The following is a 23,432-nucleotide window of genomic DNA, read 5'->3' as shown; positions in this document are numbered from 1 at the left end:
GCAGTAAATTTGGGGTAGTTTACATCGAGTATGTGTACGGAGCCTGAATACCCAGAGGAATACCGACTGCCCAGTAAGCCAGCAGGAACAGTGTCCAGCCAATCAGCATCGCAATCGAGTAAGGCATCATCATTGAGGCCAGCGTACCGATCCCCGCCCCTTTCACGTAGCGCTGCATGTACACCACCACGAGCGGGAAGAACACCATCAGCGGCGAAATAATGTTAGAAACAGAATCCCCCACTCGGTAGGCCGCCTGTGTCAGCTCCGGAGAAATACCAACCGCCATCAGCATCGGCACCAGAATCGGACCAATCAGAGCCCACTTCGCTGATGCCGAGCCAACCAGCAGGTTTACGAACGCCGTCAGCAGAATCATCCCAACAATCGTGATCTGACCCGGCAGGTTCATCGCTTTCAGTAAATCAGCACCTGACAGTGCCAGCAGTGTTCCCAGATTCGACTGGCTGAATGCCGCCAGGAACTGAGCACAGAAGAAAGCCATCACAATGTAGCCGCCCATGGTTCCCATGGTGGCAGACATCGCTTTGATAATGTCATCGCTCGTTTTGAACGTACCGGCAACACGACCGTATACCACACCCGGAATCACGAACAAGATAAAGATCAGCGGTACAATCGACTGCATCAGCGGAGCCGCAAACGCCGTAATTTCGCCTTCCGGAGAACGCAGCGGTGACGTTTCTGGCAAAACGGCAGCAACCAGCGCAATGATTCCCAATACCATGGCCCAACCAGCACGGTTAAAGGCTTTCGATTCGATCGCGGTAAAAGAACCCAGATCCGGTGCCTCTTCCGCATCTTCATCGACCGGCGTCTGGTTCAGGCGCGGCTCAATCACTTTCTCTGTGACATACCAGCCAATCGCCACCACAACAATGGAAGACAAACCGGTAAACATCAGATTAGCCAGCGGGTTTACCACATACGTCGGGTCCAGAATTTGTGCGGCAGACTGAGTAAAGCCAGCCAGCAACGGATCGATACCCGAAGGAATAAAGTTGGCGGAGAAACCACCCGATACCCCGGCAAACGCCGCGGCAATACCCGCCAGCGGATGGCGACCGGCAGCATGGAAAATAATCCCGCCCAGAGGAATCACCAGCACATAACCGGCATCTGCCGCGGTATGGGAAACGATAGCCACTAAAATCAGTGTCGGCGTCAACAATTTCGCCGGCGTGATGTTCAGCATCTTTTTCAGGCCGGTGTTAATAAACCCGGATGCTTCTGCTACCCCTACCCCAAGCATGGCAACCAGAACGATGCCCAGTGGCGCAAAACCGGTGAAGGTTTTCACCATTCCCGCGAGGAAGCTCGACAGGGATTGTCCCGTCAGTAGGTTGTTAATCTCAATTGCCTGGCCTGTAACAGGATGGATCAGTCCGAACTCGAACTGAGAAAGGAGTGCCGACAAGCCCCATACAATCAGTAGTCCCCAAAAAAACAGCAAAGCCGGGTCAGGGATTTTGTTACCCGCTTTTTCAATAAAATTGAGGAATTTATCCATTGCACTGGGTGGTGTATCCAGTGCCTCTTTTACAGCTTGATCACTCATGGGAGCTCCATGGAAACAGATGATGTTGTTAATTTGCGACGCTTTTATCGTTCTTCGTCAGCCGCCCCGGCAGTAGCCGTTCACAGGCCTCCTTCGGATTGTAATAAAAAGCGCCGCACAAAAAGTGCGTTATGCTAGTTAACAATAAAATAGTTCCCATAGATTTTGTAATGAAATATTAATACAAAACATTACACCAACAATAACAAAACAACTTAGCTTCACAGCAAAACATCACAGTTAACATAGGTTCCTCACTATAGGAGTACTTTCCGGAACAGAGACGAAAAACAGAGGCTCGGAGGCCTCTTCATTTTTCTGTTCAGCAAGCACGCTTAGTGCGGGATTATTCCCGGAACGGAGAGCCGACTTTATTCGCCAATTCCTGCCCGAGTTTCCTCGCCCTCTCCATCGCGTCATTAAGAGACTTCGTGTGTCTTTTGTCCCCAAATTCCTGATATTCAGCAGCGATTTCATAAATCGTATCAACGCCTAAATATTTACTTAAAGTGCGGAGATGAGGCACTAGGTGACCATGCTCTTCTCGTATTCCGCCTTTTTCAAACCCAAACTCTCCACTGGAAGTAATGATCACCAGCGTTTTGCCACTGAACAGTGGCTTCAACGGGAAATCCCCGCGAGAAAGGTCAAAGTCAAACGTTTTGTTAATACGTATGATCTGATCAAACCAGGCTTTAAGGTGGGCAGGCATACCGTAGTTGTACATCGGAGATGAAATGACAATGATATCGGCCTGGGCGACTTCCTGAATCAGTTTGTCGGATAGCTCAAGCAGAGCCCTTTGATTCTCTGTTTGCCGTTCTTCTGGGGTGAACACCGCCCCTATCCAGTTCTGATTGATGAACTCGGGCGGATGCATACCGACATCCCGGTAAATATACTGATTTGTGGTATGTACTTTTCTCCACGCCTCTGTGAACTGAATGGCAATATTTTTCGAGATGGAATTATGCCCCGGGTTCTCGTTACTCGCCGCTCTGACGCTGGAATCAATGTGAAGTAAAGATGTCATTTCATTTCCTTGGTTAATTAAAACACCAAAACTATACTCACCCCACAACCCGCCAACAAACGAGATAAATGTCATTATAGATGCGTTAAACTCATCTATAATGGCGCAAAAACAACCACATGGTCATGCCTGATGCAGGTTTCATTACAAGCACTTAAAGCGTTTGAGTCAGCCGCCCGCCACGGAAGCTTTAAAGCTGCCGCCCATGAACTGTCACTAACCCCAACAGCGATTTCTCATCATGTACAGAATCTCGAAAGCCGTCTGAATGTGTCTCTCTTTCATCGAAAAGTACGGAAGATTGAATTGACCGAAGCTGGGAAAAAATTAGCCCTGGCTGCAACCAGCGGATTCCGTACTATTGCGATGGCAATAGACGAAATTAAGTTCTCCGGCAATAACATTCTGATTTCGACCACGACGGCTCTCGCCTCCATGAGGCTGATCCCGGCTATCGAAGAGTATATGCGCTTACATCCAGGCGTTTTGATAGACGTGTCGACAGGAGAATCATTCGATAATTACCCTAATACTCTGCCGATCCGATTTGGTAGTACGGAGTCCGTAAAAACATCTGACATTCTGAAACATGAAAAATTTGATGCCTTTGGAACCCCGTCCTATCTCGACTTTTCGAGTAAGGCTGACAGGTTTAAGATTATTTCCACCAGGTGGAAAAACCGGAAACTACCACCAGCGCCCGTCCACGCATGGCTGGAAAAGAATGGAATTGAACAGAGCAAGGTTGAGTATGTCACCTATGATCAAGAACTTATTGGGATTCAGGAAGCCTTATTAGGAAAAGCCCTGGTCTTTTGTTCAACCACCTTAACCGCTCCTCTTATCACGGCTGGCATTTTTCATTCGTTTAATTCAAATCCCGTAGATACTGAATTTTGCTTTTACTGCCCTGACAAAGAAAAATATGACACTAGGACACACGAAGCATTCCTGTTATGGCTTGAAAAGTTATTGTAGTGGTCTGAACCTCAATTTGTTCTCTGATCATGCCAGCATGGTATCGGGCGTAATCCATGGCATTACTGATGAATCATACCCATCAAAATACCACGGTTAAACCGTGCTTGGCGTTGCCAGATATTGCCAAAAATGACTAAGACCAAAACAAAAAAAGTCCGCAATTATGCGGACTTAGATATGATTTAGTGCCTGTTAGTGCCAGACGTTTCCGGTTGGGAAATTATTCCCACTCGATGGTTGCTGGCGGCTTACCAGAAATGTCGTAAACCACACGGGAAATGCCGTTTACTTCATTGATAATACGGTTAGACACTTTACCCAGGAAGTCGTATGGCAGGTGTGCCCAGTGCGCAGTCATGAAATCAATCGTTTCAACAGCACGCAGTGATACTACCCAGTCGTACTTACGACCATCGCCCATAACGCCCACAGAGCGTACTGGCAGGAAGACAGTGAAGGCCTGAGAAACTTTGTTGTACAGATCCGCTTTATGCAGTTCTTCAATGAAGATAGCGTCAGCACGGCGCAGCAGGTCACAGTACTCTTTCTTCACTTCGCCCAGTACACGTACGCCCAGACCTGGACCCGGGAACGGGTGACGGTACAGCATATTGTACGGCAGACCCAGTTCCAGACCGATCTTACGCACTTCGTCTTTGAACAGCTCTTTCAGCGGCTCAACCAGACCCATTTCCATATCATCCGGCAGACCGCCCACGTTGTGGTGAGACTTGATCACGTGCGCTTTACCGGTCTTCGATGCCGCAGACTCAATCACATCCGGATAGATTGTGCCTTGTGCCAGCCACTTCGCGTTCTCCAGTTTACCCGCTTCTTCATCGAAGACTTCAACAAACACGCGGCCGATGATTTTACGTTTGGCTTCTGGCTCATCCACACCTTCCAGTGCAGACAGGAAACGATCTTCAGCATTAACGTGAACAATGTTCAGGCCGAAGTGGTCGCCAAACATTTCCATTACCTGGTGGCCTTCATTAAGACGCAGCAGGCCGTTGTCAACGAAAACACAAGTCAGTTTGTCACCGATGGCACGGTGCACCAGCATTGCAACAACGGAAGAATCCACACCGCCTGACAGGCCCAGGATCACTTCATCATCGCCCACTTGCTCTTTGATACGTGCAATAGCGTCTTCGATGATGTTCTCGGAAGTCCACAGCTTCTCACAGCCACAGATGCCCAGAACGAAGTTTTCGATAATGCGCATGCCCTGACGAGTGTGAGTCACTTCCGGGTGGAACTGTACACCGTAGAAATGCTTCTCTACGTTCGCCATCGCAGCGTAAGGACACGTCTCAGTTTCAGCCACTTTGACGAAGTCAGACGGGATTTCAACCACTTTATCACCGTGGCTCATCCAAACGTCCAGCAGCGCCTGACCGTCATCAGACAGCGCATCTTCAATGTTGTGGAAGAAGTCTGTTGGCTCAACAATTTTCACCTGCGCATAACCAAATTCACGCTCGGTTGAACCAGCAACTTTACCGCCCAGCTGCTCAGCCATGGTCTGCATGCCGTAGCACACACCAAATACCGGTACACCCGCTTCAAACACATATTGAGGGGCACGAGGAGAGCCGGCTTCGGTCACACTTTCCGGACCGCCTGACAGGATAATACCGTTCGGATTGAAGTCGCGGATATCGGCTTCATCGACGTCCCAGCTCCACAGTTCACAGTAAACGCCAATTTCACGGATACGACGTGCGATTAGCTGCGTGTACTGAGAACCAAAGTCCAGAATCAGGATACGTTGGTCATGAATATTTGTGGTCGTGCTCATTTCAGGCTGTCTCAAAAATCAGTGGAAGGTGGGGGCTAAAAAACGCCCCCGATCTTATACGAGTTTTTTAGTTAGGCAAACGTTTTCGCAATTCGTTGCGTAGCGATTAGCCCAGACGGTAGTTAGGTGCTTCTTTTGTAATCGTCACATCGTGAACGTGAGACTCTTTCATGCCAGCACCAGAGATACGAACAAATTCCGCTTTAGTACGCAGCTCTTCGATGGTTGCCGAACCGGTCAGACCCATGCTTGAACGCAGGCCGCCCAGTTGCTGGTGAACGATTTCTTTCAGGTGACCTTTGTACGCCACACGACCTTCGATACCTTCCGGTACCAGTTTGTCTGCCGCATTGTCAGTCTGGAAGTAACGGTCTGAAGAACCTTTTGACATCGCGCCCAGAGAGCCCATGCCGCGGTAAGATTTATAAGCACGGCCCTGGTACAGCTCTACTTCACCCGGTGCTTCTTCCGTACCGGCGAACATTGAACCGACCATCACACAGGATGCACCAGCCGCAATGGCTTTACACATGTCGCCGGAGAAACGGATACCGCCGTCTGCGATTACCGGAATGTCGTATTCGTTCGCTACGGCCGCTGCATCAGCGATAGCTGTAATTTGCGGAACACCCACACCGGTCACGATACGAGTGGTACAGATTGAGCCTGGGCCGATACCCACTTTCACAGCACTGACACCAGCTTCAATCAGGGCACGAGCACCTTCTGCCGTCGCTACGTTACCGCCTACGATTGGCAGGTTCGGGTAGGCAGTACGGGTTTCGCGAATACGCTGCAGAACCCCTTCAGAGTGGCCGTGAGAAGAGTCAATCAGCAGTACGTCAACACCCGCTTCAACCAGCGCTTTCACACGCTCTTCGTTACCGGCACCGGCACCCACCGCTGCGCCCACACGCAGACGACCGAACTCGTCTTTACACGCATTAGGCTTACGCTCTGCTTTCTGGAAGTCTTTTGCCGTGATCATGCCGCGCAGCTGGAAGCTGTCGTTAACCAGCAGCACTTTTTCAACACGGTGCTGCTGCATGATTTTTTCTACTTCTTCACGTGATGCGCCTTCTTTGGCAGCCGCCAGTTTACCTTTTGGCGTCATCACATCTTCTACTTTCAGGGAAAGGTCGGTCACGAAACGAACGTCACGGCCGGTAATAATACCCACCAGTTCGTTGTTACCAGTCACTACCGGGTAACCGGCAAAGCCGTTTTCTTCAGTCAGGCGCTTCACATCTTCGATGGTGTTGTCTGGTTTCACGGTGACAGGTTCTGATACCACACCCGCTTCGAACTTTTTCACCATGCGAACTTCACGAGCCTGCTGCTCAATGGACATGTTTTTGTGGATGAAGCCAATGCCACCTTCCTGGGCAAGGGCAATCGCCAGGCGACCTTCAGTGACGGTATCCATTGACGCTGACACCATAGGGATGTTCAGCGAAATGTCTTTCGTCAGACGGGTGCGCAGATCGGCAGTGTTAGGCAGTACAGTTGAATGGGCTGGAACCAGCAGAACATCGTCGAAAGTCAAAGCTTCTTGTTTGATTCGTAACATTGCAATATCTCACACCAAGTAGAGGTTTAAAGAAGGATAAAATATTGCGAACGAATTATACGTAGGGTGCAAACGTTTGGCTAGAATTTTTTTTGATTTTTTTATTGATTATTTTCCCTTGATCTGTAATATATTTCGGTTAAGTTTCCGGTGTTGCGGTCGCCGTTTTACGACCAAGATCTGTCCACAGATCTGCCCAAAAAATAGCAAACGATATCTTCTCTCGTTTTCCGCACCCGCCTAAGCCTCCGACTACAGGTTTTCTGCCGCGTGACCCTATTTTCTCCCCAAACTCAGAACAACGATCGCATTTATACCGTTTCCAGCCTGAACGCTCAGGTCAGACTGATCCTTGAGAACGAAATGGGAGTTGTCTGGCTGGTTGGTGAACTGTCTAACCTGTCGATGCCGGTCTCCGGCCACTGGTATTTCACCCTGAAGGACTCCCGTGCTCAGGTGAAATGTGCCATGTTCAAGGGCACAAACCGACGGGTCACCTTCAAACCGGCCAATGGGACCCAGGTTCTGGTCAAAGCGCGATTGTCGCTGTATGAACCTCGTGGGGACTACCAACTGATCATCGAAAGCATGCAACCGGAAGGTGATGGTCGACTGCAGCAACAATTTGAACAGCTGAAAATGGCACTGGCCGCCGAAGGTCTGTTTGCTCAGTCGCTGAAAAAAACGCTGCCGGATTTACCTCGCCGGGTCGGGATTATTACCTCTAAAACCGGTGCTGCACTGCATGATATTTTACAGGTACTAAAACGCCGGGATCCCAGCCTGCCGGTTGTAATTTACCCGACCATGGTACAGGGTGAAGGAGCAGCCATTTCAATTGCGCAGGCTATCGGCCGGGCAAATGCCCGCCAGGAATGTGATGTCCTGATTGTGGGGCGTGGCGGTGGCTCTTTGGAAGATTTGTGGGCGTTCAACGAAGAAATCGTGGCCCGCACTATCGCAGCCAGTCAAATCCCAATTGTAAGCGCCGTCGGCCACGAAGTGGACGTGACGATTGCTGACTTTGTCGCGGACGTACGCGCACCGACCCCTTCAGCAGCCGCTGAGCTGATAAGCCGGGATATGACCCACCAGACCCAGCAGATACGCCAGCGACAGCAACAACTGCAAAGCGCTATGCGCCACTACATGTCTGAACGCCTCGCCCAGGCTATTCGCCTGCAGCACAGGCTGGACCGCCAGCATCCGCAAGTTCGCCTGAACCAGCAACAACAGCAACTGGATGAGCTGACCGGACGCCTTGGTCACACCATGCAACGCTACATGGCCCGTTACCAGCAGCAATTGGAGCAATACAATTACAAACTGGCGCTGCACTCTCCTGCCCGCACGCTGGCAACCAAACAGAACCAGCTCCACCGGCTGGAAGATAGGCTGCAGGAAGCCATGGATCGTCGCTTGGTCGCCTCTGGCCACCGACTGGCAATGGCAGCCGAAAAACTGGAAGCGGTCAGCCCGCTGGCAACACTGGGACGGGGATATTCCATCACCCGCGACAGTAGCGGCACAGTGGTTCGCAACAGCAGTCAGGTGTCGGTCGGTGACACGATTCATACCCGACTGGCCGACGGCGAGATAAGTTCTGTGGTCAGCGAGTCGTCTTCCCGTTAATCTGAAGCCCATCAATCTGTGTCCATTAACCCCATGTGTCCCGTCAGGGTTGATGGAGGCTATTCGGCCCTGACAAACTCAATCCGGATTCTGGATTTAGACTTCAACTCATTGCACTGATTACAAAAATAACTGGCGGCACCGCAGGCTGCCAGCTTTTCCAACTGGGCTGCACAGTCCGGGCAGTACGCTTGCTTTCGCCAATTTTTACCGCAGTCCTCGCAGTGGTAATGATTGTCATGCCAATGCATTTCCGTTTGGCATTCCGGGCAAAAATTCTGTTCCATGTGTTACTCCTAATCAGGCATAGTCGGCATTTTTATGCGCCGTATCCTAGCGCAAGTTGTTTTCACTGCCATTGATTCAGCTTAGGAATCCGCTCTCTGGCTCTCTGGCTCTCTGGCTCTCTGGCTCTCTGGCTCTCTGGCTCTCTGGCTCTCTGGCTCTCTGGCTCTCTGGCAGAGCATCTCACTACACGTGTAGCTTCATAAAAGCCATTCGATATTTTTCACTGCGTGTTCTTCGCACTCGCCTCTACTGCTTATCCAATATCTCTTTTCTACCGCGAAGCCTGAGCGTACCTGATTCTGTTGATCAACGTGATAAACCCTATTGATCAGCGATCAGGTTCCAAAAGAACATTTATCAATACACTTCCCGAAAGCATAAGTTACATATGCTGTTTTTCAATTTAAACCGACATATTATTTTACTAACATGGTTTTAAAGCCCATAGATCAAGAATGTTGTAAACCCATAGAATCAGGATCCAGCAAACTTTACGACGGTTATCAGATACCATCATTTCATTAATAATAGTCTGATAAATATAAAAAAATCGCCATCAAGGCGATTTTTATCAACGGGTTCGGTGATCAAGCTTTAACACTGCGGGTGATCATTATCAACTCCTGCTCATTGCGAATATCAAACGATACGGTCAATGATGCGTACTCGGCCAGAGAGCGGACATGAGTACCGCCACAAGGGATTTCGACTACATTCCCTTCTAGCAGATCGCACTGCCAGTAGCGGGAATCTGTCAAAGCAGAGCCTTCTTTGCGAAGTGTCACCGGAAAACCTTCGTGGCACCAGGCAGTCAGCTGCTGGTTCACCTGCTCCGTGATGTCAGGCAGAGCTGCGAGCATCTCTGCCGTATTCATTCCGCGTTTTCGCAGGGTCTTCCCGAGGCGATAAGTATCAGTACTGCAATCTTCGGTCACACGGCTTTCCGTTTGCGCATAACTGTGGAAATCGTAGTGCCCGAGTTCATCTTTCCGTGATGCCTCTTTTCGCCAGAATCCCTGATGGAGGACCTTGTTAAGCGCCAGCGAGGAAAGGTGGCCCCCACTGTGGCCACGGCTCAGGGCCTGCTGATAAATCTCATCGACAACCAACTCAACAGCCACCCCTGCGGCCAGCACCATATCAGCGGCAAGCTGATGCACCACAACAAACACCCAGCCCGGCTCAAAGCGTTTGACTGGAATCGCGGCGCCGACAAACAGCTGTCCGGTCACCAGTTCAACGGCACCGACATGACAGCCGACAACAGGTTGGCTATCGCCTCCCCACTTCAGTATTCCGCGGTCTGCCGGATGATCCGGCCAGATGTGGCTGACCGGGTGAAAAGGGGTAACATCGGTCACCACATACAGGCCGCCTTGCCCATCGGCTTCAACGAGCTGTACATTCGCCTGTGCCTGATACTGATAATCCGGAAAGACCACCCGGGTTGCGCTTATCGCTGTCATAACTGTCCTTCATTGTTCGAACTGCTAAGCATGATAACAAAAAGCCCGGCGCTTGGCCGGGCTTAACATTCAGCAAAAACGGTGAGTATTACTTATCACGGTTTTTCAGGACATTGGTCAGACGTTTACGCTGACGCTCCTGAGAAATAGTCAGCTTCTGCTTCTTACCTTCAAATGGGTTTTCGCTGTTCTGGAACTGGATACGGATCGGCGTCCCCATCATTTCCAATGACTTGCGGTAGTAGTTCATCAGGTAACGCTTGTACGAACCAGGCAACTCGTTCACCAGGTTACCGTGGATCACGATAATCGGTGGGTTATAACCCCCTGCGTGCGCATATTTCAGTTTCACACGGCGGCCACGGATCATCGGCGGCTGGTGATCATCCTGCGCCATCTGCAGAATGCGGGTCAGCATTGATGTGCTGATACGCTTCGTAGCAGATTGGTAAGCCTCCTGTACGGATTCATACAGGTGACCCACACCGGTACCGTGCAGGGCAGAAATAAAGTGGATACGGGCAAAGTCCACAAAGCCCAAACGGCGATCCAGCTCAGACTTCACGCGCTCTTTCACTTCGTTATCCAGACCGTCCCATTTGTTGACGGCAATAACCAGTGAACGGCCGGCATTCAGAGCAAAGCCCAGCAGGCTCAGATCCTGATCCGAGATGTTTTCGCGGGCATCGATAACCAGCAGCACCACGTTGGCGTCTTCAACGGCTTTCAGGGTTTGAATAACCGAGAATTTCTCTACCGCTTGGTGCATATTTTTACGACGGCGAATCCCCGCGGTGTCGATCAGAACGTATTCCTGGCCATCGCGCTCCATCGGGATGTAAATCGAGTCACGGGTTGTACCCGGCATATCGAACACTACAACGCGCTCTTCGCCCAGAATACGGTTGGTCAGGGTAGATTTACCGACATTAGGACGACCGATGATCGCCAGCTTAATCGGCTGCTCTTGCAGACGCTTGTAAGCGGCTTCCGCATCAGCTTCTGACAGGTTTGCTTTTTCGATGTCTTCAACCGATGTCAGATCTTCGATCTGTACTTCATCGCTTTCTTCGCCTTCAGCTTCTTTCGCCTTCAGGTTTTCTGCAAACGGTGCCAGCGCACGCTCCATCAGCGCGGTTACGCCACGGTTCTGTGCTGCTGCGATTTGGTACATCGCATCAACACCCAACTGCCAGAATTCTGCACACGCACTGTCGCCATCAATACCGTCAATTTTGTTCACCACCAGGAAAGTGGGCTTTTCACGGCTGCGCAGGTGCTTGGCAATCGCTTCATCCGCAGCGGTCAGACCGGCACGGCCGTCGACCAGAAACAGAACCACGTCCGCTTCTTCGATCGCCGCCAGCGACTGCTCGGCCATTTTGGTTTCGACGCCTTCTTCAGAGCCGTCAATACCGCCGGTATCGATCACGATAAATTCGTGCTCTTCTAACTCGGCCTTACCGTATTTACGATCCCTTGTTAGGCCAGGAAAATCAGCTACCAGCGCATCCCTAGTCCGGGTAAGACGGTTAAATAACGTCGATTTACCCACATTTGGGCGCCCGACAAGGGCAACAACAGGAATCATAACTACCTCTTACTTTTCATAGTCTTAATGACATATTTTCCATTCATTCTTGCCTCCAGCGAGCCTTCGCTCTGCCTTCATCCGACAATAATATCGCGAACGGATATAACAACAACGGCTCCTGACTGTATCCACAGCAGGAGCCGAGAAATGAGAATGGCGCGTATTATAACGACAAATTACGGCATTTGCATTTTGTAAATACGACCATCACGGGTCATTACCAGGTATCCGTCAGGCAGTACCAGCGGTGGTACCGCAATGCCACTGCCATCCGTTTTCTGCTGTGCCACGAAATCACCGGTATAACGATCCAGCCAGTGCAGATACCCTTCACTGTCACCAACAACCAAGTAGCCGTTAATCACAGTCGGTGCACTCAACAAGCGGTATTCCAGGGTATTGTTTGTCCACAACGGCGTACCGCTGCGGGCATCCACTGCAACCACATGGTCCTGATCGTTAATCAGGTATACCTGGCTACCATCAACCACGAAATCCGTTGCTGATGAGAAGTTACGCTTCCAGGCGGCTTGTCCTGTACGCAGGTCAATTGACACCAGGTTACCGTTGTAACCGACCGCATACAGGCGCTCACCGCTGATGACCGGTGTCGCATCGACATCGATCAGGCGATCAATCTCGGTAGCACCTTTGGGTGAGCCAATCGGCTGTTGCCACAGCATCTGACCATTGTTCAGCAAAGCACCAGCCAGACGGCCATTCGCCATGCCCCAGAACACCCCACCGGAAATAGACACCGGTGAGCTGTCGCCTCGCAGCGTCAGGGTCGGCACTTCACTGCCCAGTTGCCAACGGCTCTGCCCCGTTTCTGCATCCAGTGCCTGCAGGACTCCGCGGCTGGTGTTAACGACCACCAGACCTTCATCGACCAACGGTTTTGACAGCACTTCACCTTCAACCGGATGACGCCATACCAGCTCACCCGTTTCTTCATCCAGTGCAATCACTTCCGCATTTTCAGAGCCGATAAACACTTTGCCATATGACAGGCTGATACCACCCGCAAGACGGGCCGGAATGTCCGTTTCCAGATCCTTTTCCCAAATCAGGTCACCGGTTTCCGGGTCCAGTGCTTTCACCAGTCCAACACGGTCAGCAACAAAAATTTTGCCGTAACCCTGCGCCGGCGTCAGTTTGGAGAAGAAATGGCTGATGCCATCCCCAACTGACGTGCTCCAGCTTTGCGTCGGAGTAAATGCACTTTCAACCTCAGGCAACGGAGCCATTTGGATATTATCTTCCTCACTGGCACAACCGGCCAGCAGCCCCACAGCCAGGGCAACAGAGATCGCTTGCTTCAACACCTTCTGCATATCGACGTCTACCCTACTGTGCCAAATCGTCCAGCTTCAGCTGCAGCGCCGGAGAGGCACCGTATTGCTGAGCGCTGACATAGGCTTCACGAGCAGCCAGGGTATCGCCTTTTTGCAGCAGGACATCGCCACGCAGTTCGGCCACTTTGCCCTTCCAGCTTTCGGCGGTCACTTTATCCAACTCCGCCAGCGCTTTATCAAACGCATCCTGTTCAGTATAGATGCGAGCCAAACGAGTCTGTGCAACAGGCAGAATTGCCTGATCTTTAGTGTTGCTGATCGCCCAGTTTAGTTGTGTTACCGCCGCATCGAGATCGCCGCTTTGCACCTGAACTTTAGCTAGCTGCAAAGCTGCCAGTACTGCGTACTGGGAGCTTTCATGGCCAGCGATAAATGCCTGAGTATCCGCAACGGCGTTTTCACTGCCGGCTTCCAGAGCATTGATCACCTGAGTATAAGCATCAGATGCCTGCTCCTTGGCTGACTGAACTTCCGCCTGATAATAGCGCCAGCCAGCCAGTCCACCCAGACCAATCACAGCACCGAGAACAACGGCCTTACCGTTTTCTTTCCACCAAGCTTTAATCTGTTCAACTTGTTGTTCTTCTGTGATATTGCCGTCCACTTCCTGTCCTCTCTTAAATCAATTCAGCCAGCTTAGCGGCCACTTCGTCCTGTGCCATTGTGGTTTGTTCGCCACCACGCAGATCTTTTACCACTACAGTGTTCTCGGCAATTTCATTCTCACCCAGAACCAGTGCGACTACAGCACCAACGTTATCGGCACGCTTAAACTGTTTCTTGAAGTTGCCGCCGCCAAAGTGAGTCATCACTCGCAGACCCGCCACTTCTTCACGCAGTTTCTCAGCCAGTTTCAGACCAGCCATCATGGTGCCTTCACCAGCGGTAACCATGTAGACGTCAACCGGACGACGGACATCTGTCAGTTCCAGAGTTTCCATCATCAGTACCAGACGTTCCAGGCCCATCGCAAAGCCGACAGCCGGTGTCGCGCGACCACCCAGTTGTTCAACCAGACCGTCGTAACGACCACCACCACAAACGGTACCCTGAGAACCCAGGCTTTCAGTGATCCACTCAAACACGGTGCGGTTATAGTAGTCCAGACCACGCACAAGACGTTCATTTACTTGGTATTCGATGCCAGCAGCGTCTAATAGTTCACATAATCCGGCAAAATGTACCTTGGATTCTTCGTCCAGGTAGTCAGACAGCTTAGGCGCATCAACCAGGATTTCCTGAATCGCGGCGTTTTTGGTATCCAGCACGCGCAGCGGGTTGGTGTGCATACGGCGTTTGCAGTCTTCGTCCAGCACATCAATATGCTGTTCCAGGAACGCAACCAGAGCCTGGCGGTAGTCTGCACGGGCTTCCAGTGAACCGATCGAGTTCAGTTCCAGACGGACATGCTTGTCGATACCCAGCTCACGCCACAGGCGGGCTGTCATCATGATCAGCTCAGCGTCAACGTCTGGGCCGTTCAGGCCGAAAACTTCCACACCGAACTGGTGGAACTGACGGTAACGGCCTTTTTGCGGACGTTCGTGGCGGAACATCGGGCCGGTGTACCACAGACGCTGTTCCTGGTTGTACAGCAGGCCGTTCTCGATACCCGCACGCACACAACCCGCAGTGCCTTCCGGACGCAGTGTCAGGCTGTCACCGTTGCGGTCGTCGAATGTATACATTTCCTTTTCAACAACATCCGTAACTTCACCAATCGCACGACTGAACAAATGCGTTGATTCAACGATAGGCATACGGACTTCGCTGTAACCGTACGCGCTGACAACTTGTTTAATCGTCGCTTCCACTTTTTGCCAAAGCGGAGACTGAGTTGGTAGGCAATCGTTCATGCCTCGAATTGCTTGAATTTGTTTCGCCACGTTTATTCTCGTTAACCGATGGGAGATTGGAGTTGAATATATAGGTTATAACGCAAACTGTGAACCGCTCCGGGTCAAGACCGGCGCGATTCACAGCAAATAACGTTATTTTTCTGTCACATCAATCCGGTTGTTCAGATCCAGCATTGATGCTTTGGCGCGGATTTTGGCTTCCAGCTGATCAATCATGTTGTCGTTATCAAAGCGCTCTTTCTGACGGATACCGTCATCGTAGAATGCACTTTTGCGGTTACCACCGGCAACCCCGAGATGAGACACTTCCGCCTCACCCGGACCGTTAACCACACAACCGATCACGGAAACATCCATAGGGATGGTAATGTCTTCCAGACGCTGTTCCAGTTCGTTCACAGTGCCAATCACATCAAATTCCTGACGTGAACAAGTCGGGCACGCGATAAAGTTGATGCCGCGAGAGCGGATACGCAGTGACTTGAGGATGTCATAACCGACTTTCACCTCTTCAACCGGATCAGCCGCCAGAGAAATACGCAGGGTATCACCGATTCCTTCTGCCAGCAGCATACCAAGACCTACCGCCGATTTCACCGATCCGGCACGGGCACCACCGGCTTCAGTAATACCCAGGTGCAGCGGCTGGTTGATTTGTTTGGCCAGCATGCGGTAAGACTCAACCGCCAGGAACACATCGGAAGCTTTCACACTGACCTTGAACTGGTCAAAGTTGAGGCGATCCAAAATGTCGACATGGCGCATCGCTGATTCCACCAGCGCTTCCGGTGTTGGCTCACCGTATTTCAGCTGCAGGTCTTTTTCCAGCGAACCGCCGTTGACCCCGATACGGATCGGGATATTTTTGTCACGGGCGCAGTCTACCACCGCACGGATACGGTCTTCGCGACCAATGTTACCCGGGTTGATACGCAGACAGTCCACGCCGTATTCCGCCACTTTCAGGGCAATACGGTAATCGAAGTGAATATCTGCCACCAGCGGCACATTCACTTGCTGTTTAATCAGTTTGAAAGCTTCCGCAGCTTCCATGGTCGGAACAGAGACACGCACAATGTCTGCACCTACGTTTTCCAGCGACTTGATCTGGGCAACGGTTGCGTCAACATCGGTCGTGCGGGTGTTCGTCATCGATTGCACCGCGATAGGTGCTCCGTCGCCAATAGGGACATTACCGACATAAATACGGGTTGATGGACGGCGTTTAATTGGAGACTCGTTATGCATTACATTCACTCTGTTTACTGCGGCAGTTTCAATCGCGCCACTTTTCCAGCAGGGTACCTGCTCAAATCGACAGGCTCGCCTTTGAAACTCATGGTTACCACACCCGGCGCACCCAGCACCACTCGGAACGGCGCGTCCCCATCCAGTTTCAATACATCACCGGACTTCTTGATACCACTGTCAAGGCGTTTGCCGTTGGCATCACGAATTTCAATCCAGCAGTCGCCGGTGAAACTCAGTTCAAGGTCCGATGCGGCGGCAGCGATTTCCTGCTCATCCGTGACTTCATTATTCATTTCAGCAGCCAGGCTGTCAGCACTGTCGACCGGTGCCGTCTCTGTCGCAGGCTCCGGCGCGGTAAAGCTGTCAGCAAATTCGGCTTTCGGCTCGTTGGCCGTCAGGCTGTCTACCGGATTGACCGGCTCATTGCCAAACGTTGTTACCACACTGGCTTCTTCTGACGGGTTAGCATCCGGAGAAAGCGTGGTTGCCGACGGCTGACGGGTTACACCAACGGCCAGTGATTCATCCAGCGGCTGGGCCGACTGCTCCAGCGAAGCGGAGACATCGGTCTCCGGTGCCATCTGCAGGCTTTGCCACCACCACATGCCGGTCAAACCGATAAACAGGATCGCCAATACCCAAGTCAAGCGCATGATACGGTTATCGTGCGCTTCACGCTTGGTACGGCGGGAGAAGCTCTGCATCTCCTGCTCCTGAGGCGGAGCATGACCCAGCTGGTCAAGCCGCGCGATCACTTCCGCATCGTTAAGCCCGACAAACTTGGCATATGAACGCACATAGCCACGTGTAAACGTGGCCAGTTGCGCCTGCTCAAAATTATTTTGTTCAATATCGTTCACCACCGAGAGGCGGAGCCTCAATCGGCTGGCAACATCCTTCTGCGAATAGCCTAATTTCTCACGAGCCTGACGCAGCATATCGCCGGGAAGAATGGCCTCTTCTGTTGAGCGTTCTTCGTTCTGTTCAGTATTCATTGGCTAGATAATTTTGATATTGCTTGGAGTCCGGGTACTTCTCTTTCAGAAGGCCAGCATACTTGTCAACCAATGTTTCTCGACCGGCCTCTTGCTCCAGTTGGATCAACAACCACAAACTGTCAGGGTTGTACCCGTACCTGTTATTAAATTTAAACAGCCGTACTCGGGCTTCGTTCAGGTTGTCCGCTTCAATGTCCATCTTAGAAAGCTGCAGCATGGATTTAGGCCGATATGGATCATACGACAGGGCTTTGGAAAAGTAATCCCTTGCCTCAGAATCGCTGCCCTTTTTCAGGCTGCATAACGCGGCATTTTCGTAACTGGCCGAAGTCAGATAGTAGTACGGTTGCTTGATGGCTTTTTCGAAAGCATCAATCGCTTCCTCATAGCGTCCCTGTCCACACAAGAATACGCCATAATTATTCCTTACGTCGCCATTTTTTGGCGAATCCCGCAGCGCCTGCTGATACATGGCTTCTGCGGCATCAGGTTCATCAACCTTCTGATAATAGTAGGCCATGGCATTCTGGGCACGATAGTATTTCGGTGCATATTCCAGCGCACGTTCCAGATTATCTCGGGCTCGCTGCCACTGGCCATTGTCCAGATATCCCAGACCTAAGGTGATTCGGGCTTCGGCCGCCTCTACCTCATCAACTTCCTGTTTCGTTGTGCCAGCTTGATCGACCGTAACACATCCGACCGTTAAACTACACAATAATAGGTACATCGTCCACCGTACCATGGCCAGCCGCTCCTTTGTCCTCAGTAAATTTCAGCCAAACCTGATGGTTTGGCTGAATGATCGTCTATTAGACTGATTTTACCGGGATTTGTTCACCGTTTTGAAGCTTAGCTTGGGTGCGTTTCGTGCGGTCAATCACATCGCCAACCAATTGTCCGCATGCGGCATCAATGTCATCACCACGGGTTTTACGAACGGTGACGGTGAAATCGTATTCCATCAGCGTTTTCATAAAACGGTCAATACGGGAGTTACTTGGCTTCTTGTACGGTGAGCCCGGGTACGGGTTAAACGGGATCAGGTTAATTTTCGCCGGTGTATCGCGCAGGGTATGAGCCAGCTGGCGCGCGTGATCCATATCATCGTTGACGTGATCCAGCAGGATGTACTCAACGGTCACACGGCCACGGTTAGCATTGGACGACGCAATGTAGCGACGTACCGAAGCCAGAAAATCTTCGATGTTCCAGCGATCGTTAATCGGCATGATTTCAGAACGCAACTCATCCGTTGGCGCATGCAGTGAAATCGCCAGTGCCACGTCGATTTTGCCTGTCATCTGATCCAGACCAGATACCACGCCAGAGGTTGATACCGTTACGCGACGCTTTGACAAACCAAAGCCCAGATCATCCAGCATAATTTCCAGTGCCGGGATCAGGTTTTTCATGTTCAGCAACGGCTCACCCATTCCCATCATCACCACGTTGGTGATTGGGCGACGGCCGGTTTCTTTTTCCACACCGACTTCTTTGGCTGCACGCCAGACCTGGCCGATGATTTCAGAGACTTTCAGGTTACGGTTAAAACCCTGCTGTGCCGTTGAACAGAATTTACAGTCCAGCGCACACCCAACCTGAGAAGACACACACAGCGTGGCGCGATCGTCTTCCGGAATGTATACCGTTTCAACGTCCTGCGAACCCACACGCATCGCCCACTTGATAGTACCATCGCTCGAATACTGCGCTTCTGATACTTCCGGGGCACGGATTTCCGCCACCAACTTCAGCTTTTCACGCAACTTCTTGTTGATGTTGGTCATTTGGTCGAAGTCATCACAACCGAAATGGTAAATCCACTTCATAACCTGATCGGCACGGAAGGCTTTTTCGCCCAGTTCATCGGCGAAATACTGACGCAGCCCTTGGCGATCAAAATCCAGCAGATTAGTTTTAACAGTTGTCATCGGTTGTTGCCTCTTTACTCATGCGTGACGTTATCTGTACCTTGGGTAAGCTGCATATTATGGCTTACGACAGGACCTTTTAGGGACTGAAACCCCGCCGTCATCGGCTTGAATTTCAGTTTGGATTTAAGGCGCGAAATTGTACAGGCTTTGCCTGCGAGTTTCCACTTGTTAACACATTGGCAGCGTCTGGAGAAAAACACTGCGTCTCGTGACTGGCGAGCAGGCATAAAAAACGGGAAGCCAGGCTTCCCGTCAGATTCTGATAGCAGCATCAACGCCGCCATTTGTGCCAATAATTTACAAGGGCAGCTTCATTAGCGAGGGCAGATTTCGTCTTCGGCAAAGAAGTAAGCGATTTCGCGCGCTGCTGAAACCGGGCTGTCAGAGCCGTGTACCGAGTTAAGGCGCATGCTTTGCGCGTAATCTGCACGCAGCGTGCCGCATGCCGCTTCTTCCGGATTGGTTTTACCCATCAGCTCGCGGTAGCGGGCAATCGCATTTTCGCCTTCCAGCACCTGCACCATTACAGGGCCTGATGTCATGAAGGCAACCAAGTCATCATAAAACGGTTTGCCTTCGTGCTCAGCATAAAAGCCTTTCGCTTTGTCTTCAGACAGGTGCACCATTTTCGCGGCAATAATTTTCAGCCCAGCACTTTCGATACGCTGATAGATAGCACCAATCAGGTTACGTTCTACAGCGTCCGGTTTTACGATGGAAAATGTTCTTTCAATTGTCATTATTATTGTTCCTTTTGAATCGTTCAGAGGGAAGCCGACCAGCCAGTCCTGACATAGCGCCTTTATGGCTTCCCATCGAGGAAACAACGCGTGTCGCGTTTACTGCAGCAACAGTGCTGCAATGTTCGCGACGCCTAAACCTGTCGCCCCTGCTGCCCAACGGCTGTCTCCGCTGTCACGGAAGCAGGAAGCCAGGTCAAAGTGTACCCAGCTGCTGTTGTCTGTATCTACAAAGCGGGACAAGAACGCGGCGGCATTCGATGCCCCGCCCATACCCCCACCTTTCTGCGCCCGGCTGTTAGCCGTATCTGCGTAGAATGACGGACAGTGACCCTGATGCCATTTTTCCAGCGGCAGCGGCCAAGCTGGCTCATTCACCAGTTCAGACAGTTGCTGCGCCTTAAACACCAGTTCTTTGTCCAGTCCAAACAAAGCGTTGTAATCACTACCTACGGCCATCATAGCTGCACCGGTCAACGTCGCGGCGTCAATCACAAGCGGCGCTTTAGTTTCGGTAGCAGCAATCAGGCCATCGGCCAGAACCAGACGTCCTTCGGCATCGGTATTCACGATTTCAACGCTCAGGCCGTTCTTGTACGTTAACACATCCCCAAGCTTATAGGCGTTACCGGCAATCATGTTTTCCGCACAACACAGGATCAACTTCACACGTTGACGCAAACCTTGCTCAATGGCGTAGCCAAGTGCCGCGGTCACGGTCGCGGCTCCGCCCATATCGCACTTCATGGTGACCATGCCTTCGCTCGACTTGATGCTGTAACCACCAGAGTCAAACGTGATCCCTTTACCGACCAGGCACGCCGCTACCGGCGCGTCAGCGTTACCGGTCGGGTTGAAGTCGAGCGTCAACATGACTGGCGGACGGCTGCTGGCACGACCCACGCTGTGGATACCAATCCAGCCGTGCTCAACCAGTGCATCTCCCACAATCAGTTCGTGGCTGATCGCATCACCGGCAATACCGCCTAGAAACGCAATCGCTTCTTCCGCGAGCTTCTCCGGATACATTGCTTCTGGCGTTGCGTTCACCACCTGACGTACCCAGTCTGCACTGCGGCGACGGGCATTCAGCAGTTCCAGCTCATCTTCATCAATGGATGCCCAGCGCAGTTCAACCTGGGTTTTCGTATTGGCAAAGCCGCAGTAAAACGCCCACTGGCGCTCATAGCTCCAGCCAGTACCTTCTAGGCTGGCGCTGTTAATCCCCTGGCTCTGCAACTGACGTGCCGCCTGCTGAATACGACGCAGCGGGAAATCACCGAAAAAGTGAATTACCGCCCCTTCCGCTTCATAAGACACCAGTGCGTTATCACCCCAGATACCCGAGTAAGTGTCTGCAGAGAGTGAAATCCTTAACATATCTTTTCTTCCTTTTGCGGCCGCACGCTCAGGCAGCCACCGTTAACTTGGTTAATGAGTAATTACTCTTCATCACACAGGATGTTAGCCAGGGTGCGCACGCCCATACCGGTTGCGCCAGTGCCCCACTTATCGCTGGCCGACTTGCGGTAGGTACCGCTGGCATCGATGTGCATCCAGCCGTTTTTGTAGTCTTCCACGAAGTAAGACAGGAAGGCCGCAGCGGTGCTTGCTCCCGGCATGAACTCACCTTGTGAGATGTTCGCCAGATCGGCAAAGCTGGATGGCATCATGCTGCGGTGCTGCTCAGCCAACGGCAGCGGCCACAGACCTTCATGCTCTTCGCTGGCTGCCATCAGGGCTTTTTGTGCCAGAGCATGGTCAAAGCTGAACAGCGCGTGGTAATCGTTACCCAGCGCATTTTTCGCCGCGCCGGTCAGGGTCGCGCAGTCGATGATCAGTTCAGGATTCTGCGAGCTGGCATAAATCAGGCCGTCAGCCAGAACAAGACGTCCTTCTGCGTCAGTGTTCAGCACTTCAACGGTTTTGCCGTTCTTGTAAGTGATCACATCACCCAGTTTGAAAGCATTGCCGGAAACCATGTTTTCCGCACAGCACAGGACAAGCTTGATACGTTTGTTAGTGCCACGTGCAATGGCCAGTGCCAGCGCACCCGTCGCCAATGCCGAGCCGCCCATGTCCGCTTTCATCGCTGACATGCTGCCCGACGGTTTAATGCTGTAACCGCCTGAATCGAAAGTAATGCCTTTACCAACCAGGCAGGTGTGAACCGGTGCATCCGGGTTGCCGGTCGGGTTGTAATCCAGACGCAGCATTGCCGGAGAATGAATAGAGCCACGGCCGACAGTGTGAATGCCCACCCAGCCTTCATCCAGCAGGTCATTACCTTTGATGATTTTGTAGTTGACGTGCTCCGGAGCCAGAGACTTGATGAATTCACCGGCACGGGTAGCCAGTTGTGACGGGCGAATGATTTCTGCCGGCTGGTTAATGATTTCACGAACCCAGTTAGTTGCCATCAGGCGCGCCTGTAGTTCCGCTTCGTCTGCCTCTGACAGACCTTCCCAGCTCACTTCGTTACCCGGTTTGGTCGTGCGGTGGCCCTGAATAAATGACCAGATCGCTTCCAGATCCCAGCCTTCGCCAGTCAGTTGTACCTGCTTGATGCCCATACCGTCCAGCTTACGGCCGGCACGCTGAATGGTATCCAACAGGTTGTCATCGTTCAGGTGAACCAGAGCCCCTTCTCCGACGAACGTCACCAGAGCATTGCTGCCCCACTTCTCATCAGCAGCTTCCCTGGACAGTTGAACAATCATTTTGGCAGACATGAATTACTCCTTGGGTTGGTCGCCTTCCCTGTATGTGATGAGGAAAGACACAAAGTCGGTTAAACGTCCTGACGTCTGTTTCCGGTAATCCTCGCTGTAACGCCGTGAGGTAACAAAGGCATGACAACACTGTTATCGGATATAACAGCCTGTATGGGGGCGCTCACTGACTTTACCAAGGGGGTCACCGTCGGTTTCATTCGATTTCGGGCAATTTAACCGTAAATAACCGGAACAATAGAGTTAAATATTTTGTCTTTAACTCTATTTTCAGAATATTGAATACTCTGCCTTGCTCCCGATAAATAAACAAGTTGTTTACAACGAGACTAAGAGCAAGATCAGATCCTCGGCTGAGGAAGAGAAGCGTTTAGCGTAGAAAAAGAGAGGGGCAGCCGCAGATTATTCTGCTTCTTCGATCCAGTACATTTGCACGGCTTCCAGCACGCGTTCACTGCAGTGTTTCGGATCGTCGTCGAAGTCTTCCAGTTCCAGAATCCATTCCCGTAGATCGGTAAAACGGATTGTGGTCGGGTCAACATCAGGGTGCAGCTCAGAAAGCTCAATCGCCAGTTCGCGAGAATCAATCCATTTCAAGCCCATACGATACTCC

Annotated in this window: 20 protein-coding genes; 2 read left to right on the top strand and 18 right to left on the bottom strand. The window is 51.6% G+C overall.

Going from position 1 to position 23,432, the window contains the following annotated elements:
- Positions 1–19: 19 nt before the first annotated feature.
- Positions 20–1,579, bottom strand: a complete 1,560-nt coding sequence (locus tag PGW97_RS03590) for an AbgT family transporter (RefSeq protein WP_207103314.1) — start codon at positions 1,577–1,579, stop codon at positions 20–22.
- A 346-nt stretch (positions 1,580–1,925) separates the two neighbouring features.
- Positions 1,926–2,687 carry an FMN-dependent NADH-azoreductase gene (locus tag PGW97_RS03585; protein ID WP_273858751.1) on the bottom strand — a complete coding sequence of 254 codons (762 nt, stop codon included), beginning with the start codon at positions 2,685–2,687 and terminating at the stop codon, positions 1,926–1,928.
- Positions 2,688–2,744: 57 nt separating this feature from the next.
- Here PGW97_RS03585 and PGW97_RS03580 point away from each other — a divergent pair, with 57 nt between their 5' ends.
- On the top strand, positions 2,745–3,590 hold the full coding sequence (locus PGW97_RS03580; protein WP_273858750.1) for a LysR family transcriptional regulator: 846 nt from the start codon (positions 2,745–2,747) through the stop codon (positions 3,588–3,590).
- 223 nt (positions 3,591–3,813) lie between these two features.
- Here PGW97_RS03580 and guaA read toward each other — a convergent pair whose 3' ends face one another.
- On the bottom strand, positions 3,814–5,397 hold the full coding sequence (gene guaA / locus PGW97_RS03575; RefSeq protein ID WP_047883968.1) for a glutamine-hydrolyzing GMP synthase: 1,584 nt from the start codon (positions 5,395–5,397) through the stop codon (positions 3,814–3,816).
- Between the two features lie 106 nt (positions 5,398–5,503).
- Positions 5,504–6,967, bottom strand: coding sequence for an IMP dehydrogenase (gene guaB / locus PGW97_RS03570; protein ID WP_047883969.1), 1,464 nt, complete (start codon positions 6,965–6,967; stop codon positions 5,504–5,506).
- 270 nt (positions 6,968–7,237) lie between these two features.
- Here guaB and xseA point away from each other — a divergent pair, with 270 nt between their 5' ends.
- On the top strand, positions 7,238–8,599 hold the full coding sequence (gene xseA / locus PGW97_RS03565) for an exodeoxyribonuclease VII large subunit (protein WP_273858749.1): 1,362 nt from the start codon (positions 7,238–7,240) through the stop codon (positions 8,597–8,599).
- Positions 8,600–8,658: 59 nt separating this feature from the next.
- Here the strand turns inward: xseA and PGW97_RS03560 are convergent, their stop codons facing one another.
- The 14 genes from PGW97_RS03560 to iscX form a co-directional block, all read right to left on the bottom strand.
- On the bottom strand, positions 8,659–8,886 hold the full coding sequence (locus tag PGW97_RS03560) for a zinc ribbon domain-containing protein (protein WP_047883971.1): 228 nt from the start codon (positions 8,884–8,886) through the stop codon (positions 8,659–8,661).
- A 588-nt stretch (positions 8,887–9,474) separates the two neighbouring features.
- Positions 9,475–10,353 carry an alanyl-tRNA editing protein gene (locus tag PGW97_RS03555; protein ID WP_273858746.1) on the bottom strand — a complete coding sequence of 293 codons (879 nt, stop codon included), beginning with the start codon at positions 10,351–10,353 and terminating at the stop codon, positions 9,475–9,477.
- 88 nt (positions 10,354–10,441) lie between these two features.
- Complete coding sequence (gene der / locus PGW97_RS03550; RefSeq protein WP_047886611.1) at positions 10,442–11,944, bottom strand: ribosome biogenesis GTPase Der; 1,503 nt, start codon at positions 11,942–11,944, stop codon at positions 10,442–10,444.
- Between the two features lie 179 nt (positions 11,945–12,123).
- Positions 12,124–13,281 (bottom strand): outer membrane protein assembly factor BamB, encoded by a 1,158-nt coding sequence (gene bamB / locus PGW97_RS03545; RefSeq protein ID WP_273858745.1) that lies wholly within the window; start codon positions 13,279–13,281, stop codon positions 12,124–12,126.
- A gap of 13 nt (positions 13,282–13,294) precedes the next feature.
- A complete protein-coding gene (locus PGW97_RS03540; protein WP_047886609.1) occupies positions 13,295–13,906 on the bottom strand; it encodes a YfgM family protein in 612 nt (203 codons plus the stop codon).
- Between the two features lie 13 nt (positions 13,907–13,919).
- A complete protein-coding gene (hisS, locus tag PGW97_RS03535) occupies positions 13,920–15,188 on the bottom strand; it encodes a histidine--tRNA ligase (protein ID WP_273858744.1) in 1,269 nt (422 codons plus the stop codon).
- A 105-nt stretch (positions 15,189–15,293) separates the two neighbouring features.
- Positions 15,294–16,409, bottom strand: a complete 1,116-nt coding sequence (ispG, locus tag PGW97_RS03530) for a flavodoxin-dependent (E)-4-hydroxy-3-methylbut-2-enyl-diphosphate synthase (RefSeq protein ID WP_047886607.1) — start codon at positions 16,407–16,409, stop codon at positions 15,294–15,296.
- Between the two features lie 14 nt (positions 16,410–16,423).
- Positions 16,424–17,407: a cytoskeleton protein RodZ gene (gene rodZ / locus PGW97_RS03525; RefSeq protein WP_273858743.1), complete on the bottom strand. Its 984-nt coding sequence runs from the start codon at positions 17,405–17,407 to the stop codon at positions 16,424–16,426.
- Positions 17,397–18,155: a type IV pilus biogenesis/stability protein PilW gene (gene pilW / locus PGW97_RS03520; protein WP_047886605.1), complete on the bottom strand. Its 759-nt coding sequence runs from the start codon at positions 18,153–18,155 to the stop codon at positions 17,397–17,399. The genes rodZ and pilW overlap by 11 nt, the downstream gene beginning before the upstream one ends.
- Before the next feature lie 67 nt (positions 18,156–18,222).
- Positions 18,223–19,344 carry a bifunctional tRNA (adenosine(37)-C2)-methyltransferase TrmG/ribosomal RNA large subunit methyltransferase RlmN gene (locus PGW97_RS03515; protein WP_047886604.1) on the bottom strand — a complete coding sequence of 374 codons (1,122 nt, stop codon included), beginning with the start codon at positions 19,342–19,344 and terminating at the stop codon, positions 18,223–18,225.
- Between the two features lie 317 nt (positions 19,345–19,661).
- Positions 19,662–20,087, bottom strand: coding sequence for a nucleoside-diphosphate kinase (gene ndk, locus PGW97_RS03510; protein WP_047886603.1), 426 nt, complete (start codon positions 20,085–20,087; stop codon positions 19,662–19,664).
- A 99-nt stretch (positions 20,088–20,186) separates the two neighbouring features.
- Positions 20,187–21,467 carry an aminopeptidase PepB gene (pepB, locus tag PGW97_RS03505; protein WP_273858742.1) on the bottom strand — a complete coding sequence of 427 codons (1,281 nt, stop codon included), beginning with the start codon at positions 21,465–21,467 and terminating at the stop codon, positions 20,187–20,189.
- 62 nt (positions 21,468–21,529) lie between these two features.
- On the bottom strand, positions 21,530–22,819 hold the full coding sequence (pepB, locus tag PGW97_RS03500; protein ID WP_273858741.1) for an aminopeptidase PepB: 1,290 nt from the start codon (positions 22,817–22,819) through the stop codon (positions 21,530–21,532).
- 402 nt (positions 22,820–23,221) lie between these two features.
- Complete coding sequence (gene iscX / locus PGW97_RS03495; protein WP_047886600.1) at positions 23,222–23,422, bottom strand: Fe-S cluster assembly protein IscX; 201 nt, start codon at positions 23,420–23,422, stop codon at positions 23,222–23,224.
- Positions 23,423–23,432: the final 10 nt, after the last annotated feature.

The organism is Photobacterium sp. GSS17 (assembly GCF_028621875.1).
Classification (GTDB): Bacteria; Pseudomonadota; Gammaproteobacteria; order Enterobacterales; family Vibrionaceae; genus Photobacterium; species Photobacterium ganghwense.
This window is presented reverse-complemented; position numbering and strand designations above follow the sequence as displayed.

Excerpts from the sequence above, each read along its gene's own strand:
- bamB (WP_273858745.1), bottom strand. The coding sequence starts at position 13,281 with ATGCAGAAGGTGTTGAAGCAAGCGATCTCTGTTGCCCTGGCTGTGGGG.
- iscX (WP_047886600.1), bottom strand. The coding sequence starts at position 23,422 with ATGGGCTTGAAATGGATTGATTCTCGCGAACTGGCGATTGAGCTTTCT.
- PGW97_RS03555 (WP_273858746.1), bottom strand. The coding sequence starts at position 10,353 with ATGACAGCGATAAGCGCAACCCGGGTGGTCTTTCCGGATTATCAGTAT.
- der (WP_047886611.1), bottom strand. The coding sequence starts at position 11,944 with ATGATTCCTGTTGTTGCCCTTGTCGGGCGCCCAAATGTGGGTAAATCG.
- PGW97_RS03560 (WP_047883971.1), bottom strand. The coding sequence starts at position 8,886 with ATGGAACAGAATTTTTGCCCGGAATGCCAAACGGAAATGCATTGGCAT.
- guaA (WP_047883968.1), bottom strand. The coding sequence starts at position 5,397 with ATGAGCACGACCACAAATATTCATGACCAACGTATCCTGATTCTGGAC.
- pepB (WP_273858741.1), bottom strand. The coding sequence starts at position 22,819 with ATGTCTGCCAAAATGATTGTTCAACTGTCCAGGGAAGCTGCTGATGAG.
- guaB (WP_047883969.1), bottom strand. The coding sequence starts at position 6,967 with ATGTTACGAATCAAACAAGAAGCTTTGACTTTCGACGATGTTCTGCTG.
- ispG (WP_047886607.1), bottom strand. The coding sequence starts at position 16,409 with ATGCATAACGAGTCTCCAATTAAACGCCGTCCATCAACCCGTATTTAT.
- PGW97_RS03590 (WP_207103314.1), bottom strand. The coding sequence starts at position 1,579 with ATGAGTGATCAAGCTGTAAAAGAGGCACTGGATACACCACCCAGTGCA.
- PGW97_RS03585 (WP_273858751.1), bottom strand. The coding sequence starts at position 2,687 with ATGACATTTATCTCGTTTGTTGGCGGGTTGTGGGGTGAGTATAGTTTT.
- PGW97_RS03580 (WP_273858750.1), top strand. The coding sequence starts at position 2,745 with ATGCAGGTTTCATTACAAGCACTTAAAGCGTTTGAGTCAGCCGCCCGC.
- rodZ (WP_273858743.1), bottom strand. The coding sequence starts at position 17,407 with ATGAATACTGAACAGAACGAAGAACGCTCAACAGAAGAGGCCATTCTT.
- pepB (WP_273858742.1), bottom strand. The coding sequence starts at position 21,467 with ATGTTAAGGATTTCACTCTCTGCAGACACTTACTCGGGTATCTGGGGT.
- ndk (WP_047886603.1), bottom strand. The coding sequence starts at position 20,087 with ATGACAATTGAAAGAACATTTTCCATCGTAAAACCGGACGCTGTAGAA.
- PGW97_RS03515 (WP_047886604.1), bottom strand. The coding sequence starts at position 19,344 with ATGACAACTGTTAAAACTAATCTGCTGGATTTTGATCGCCAAGGGCTG.
- pilW (WP_047886605.1), bottom strand. The coding sequence starts at position 18,155 with ATGGTACGGTGGACGATGTACCTATTATTGTGTAGTTTAACGGTCGGA.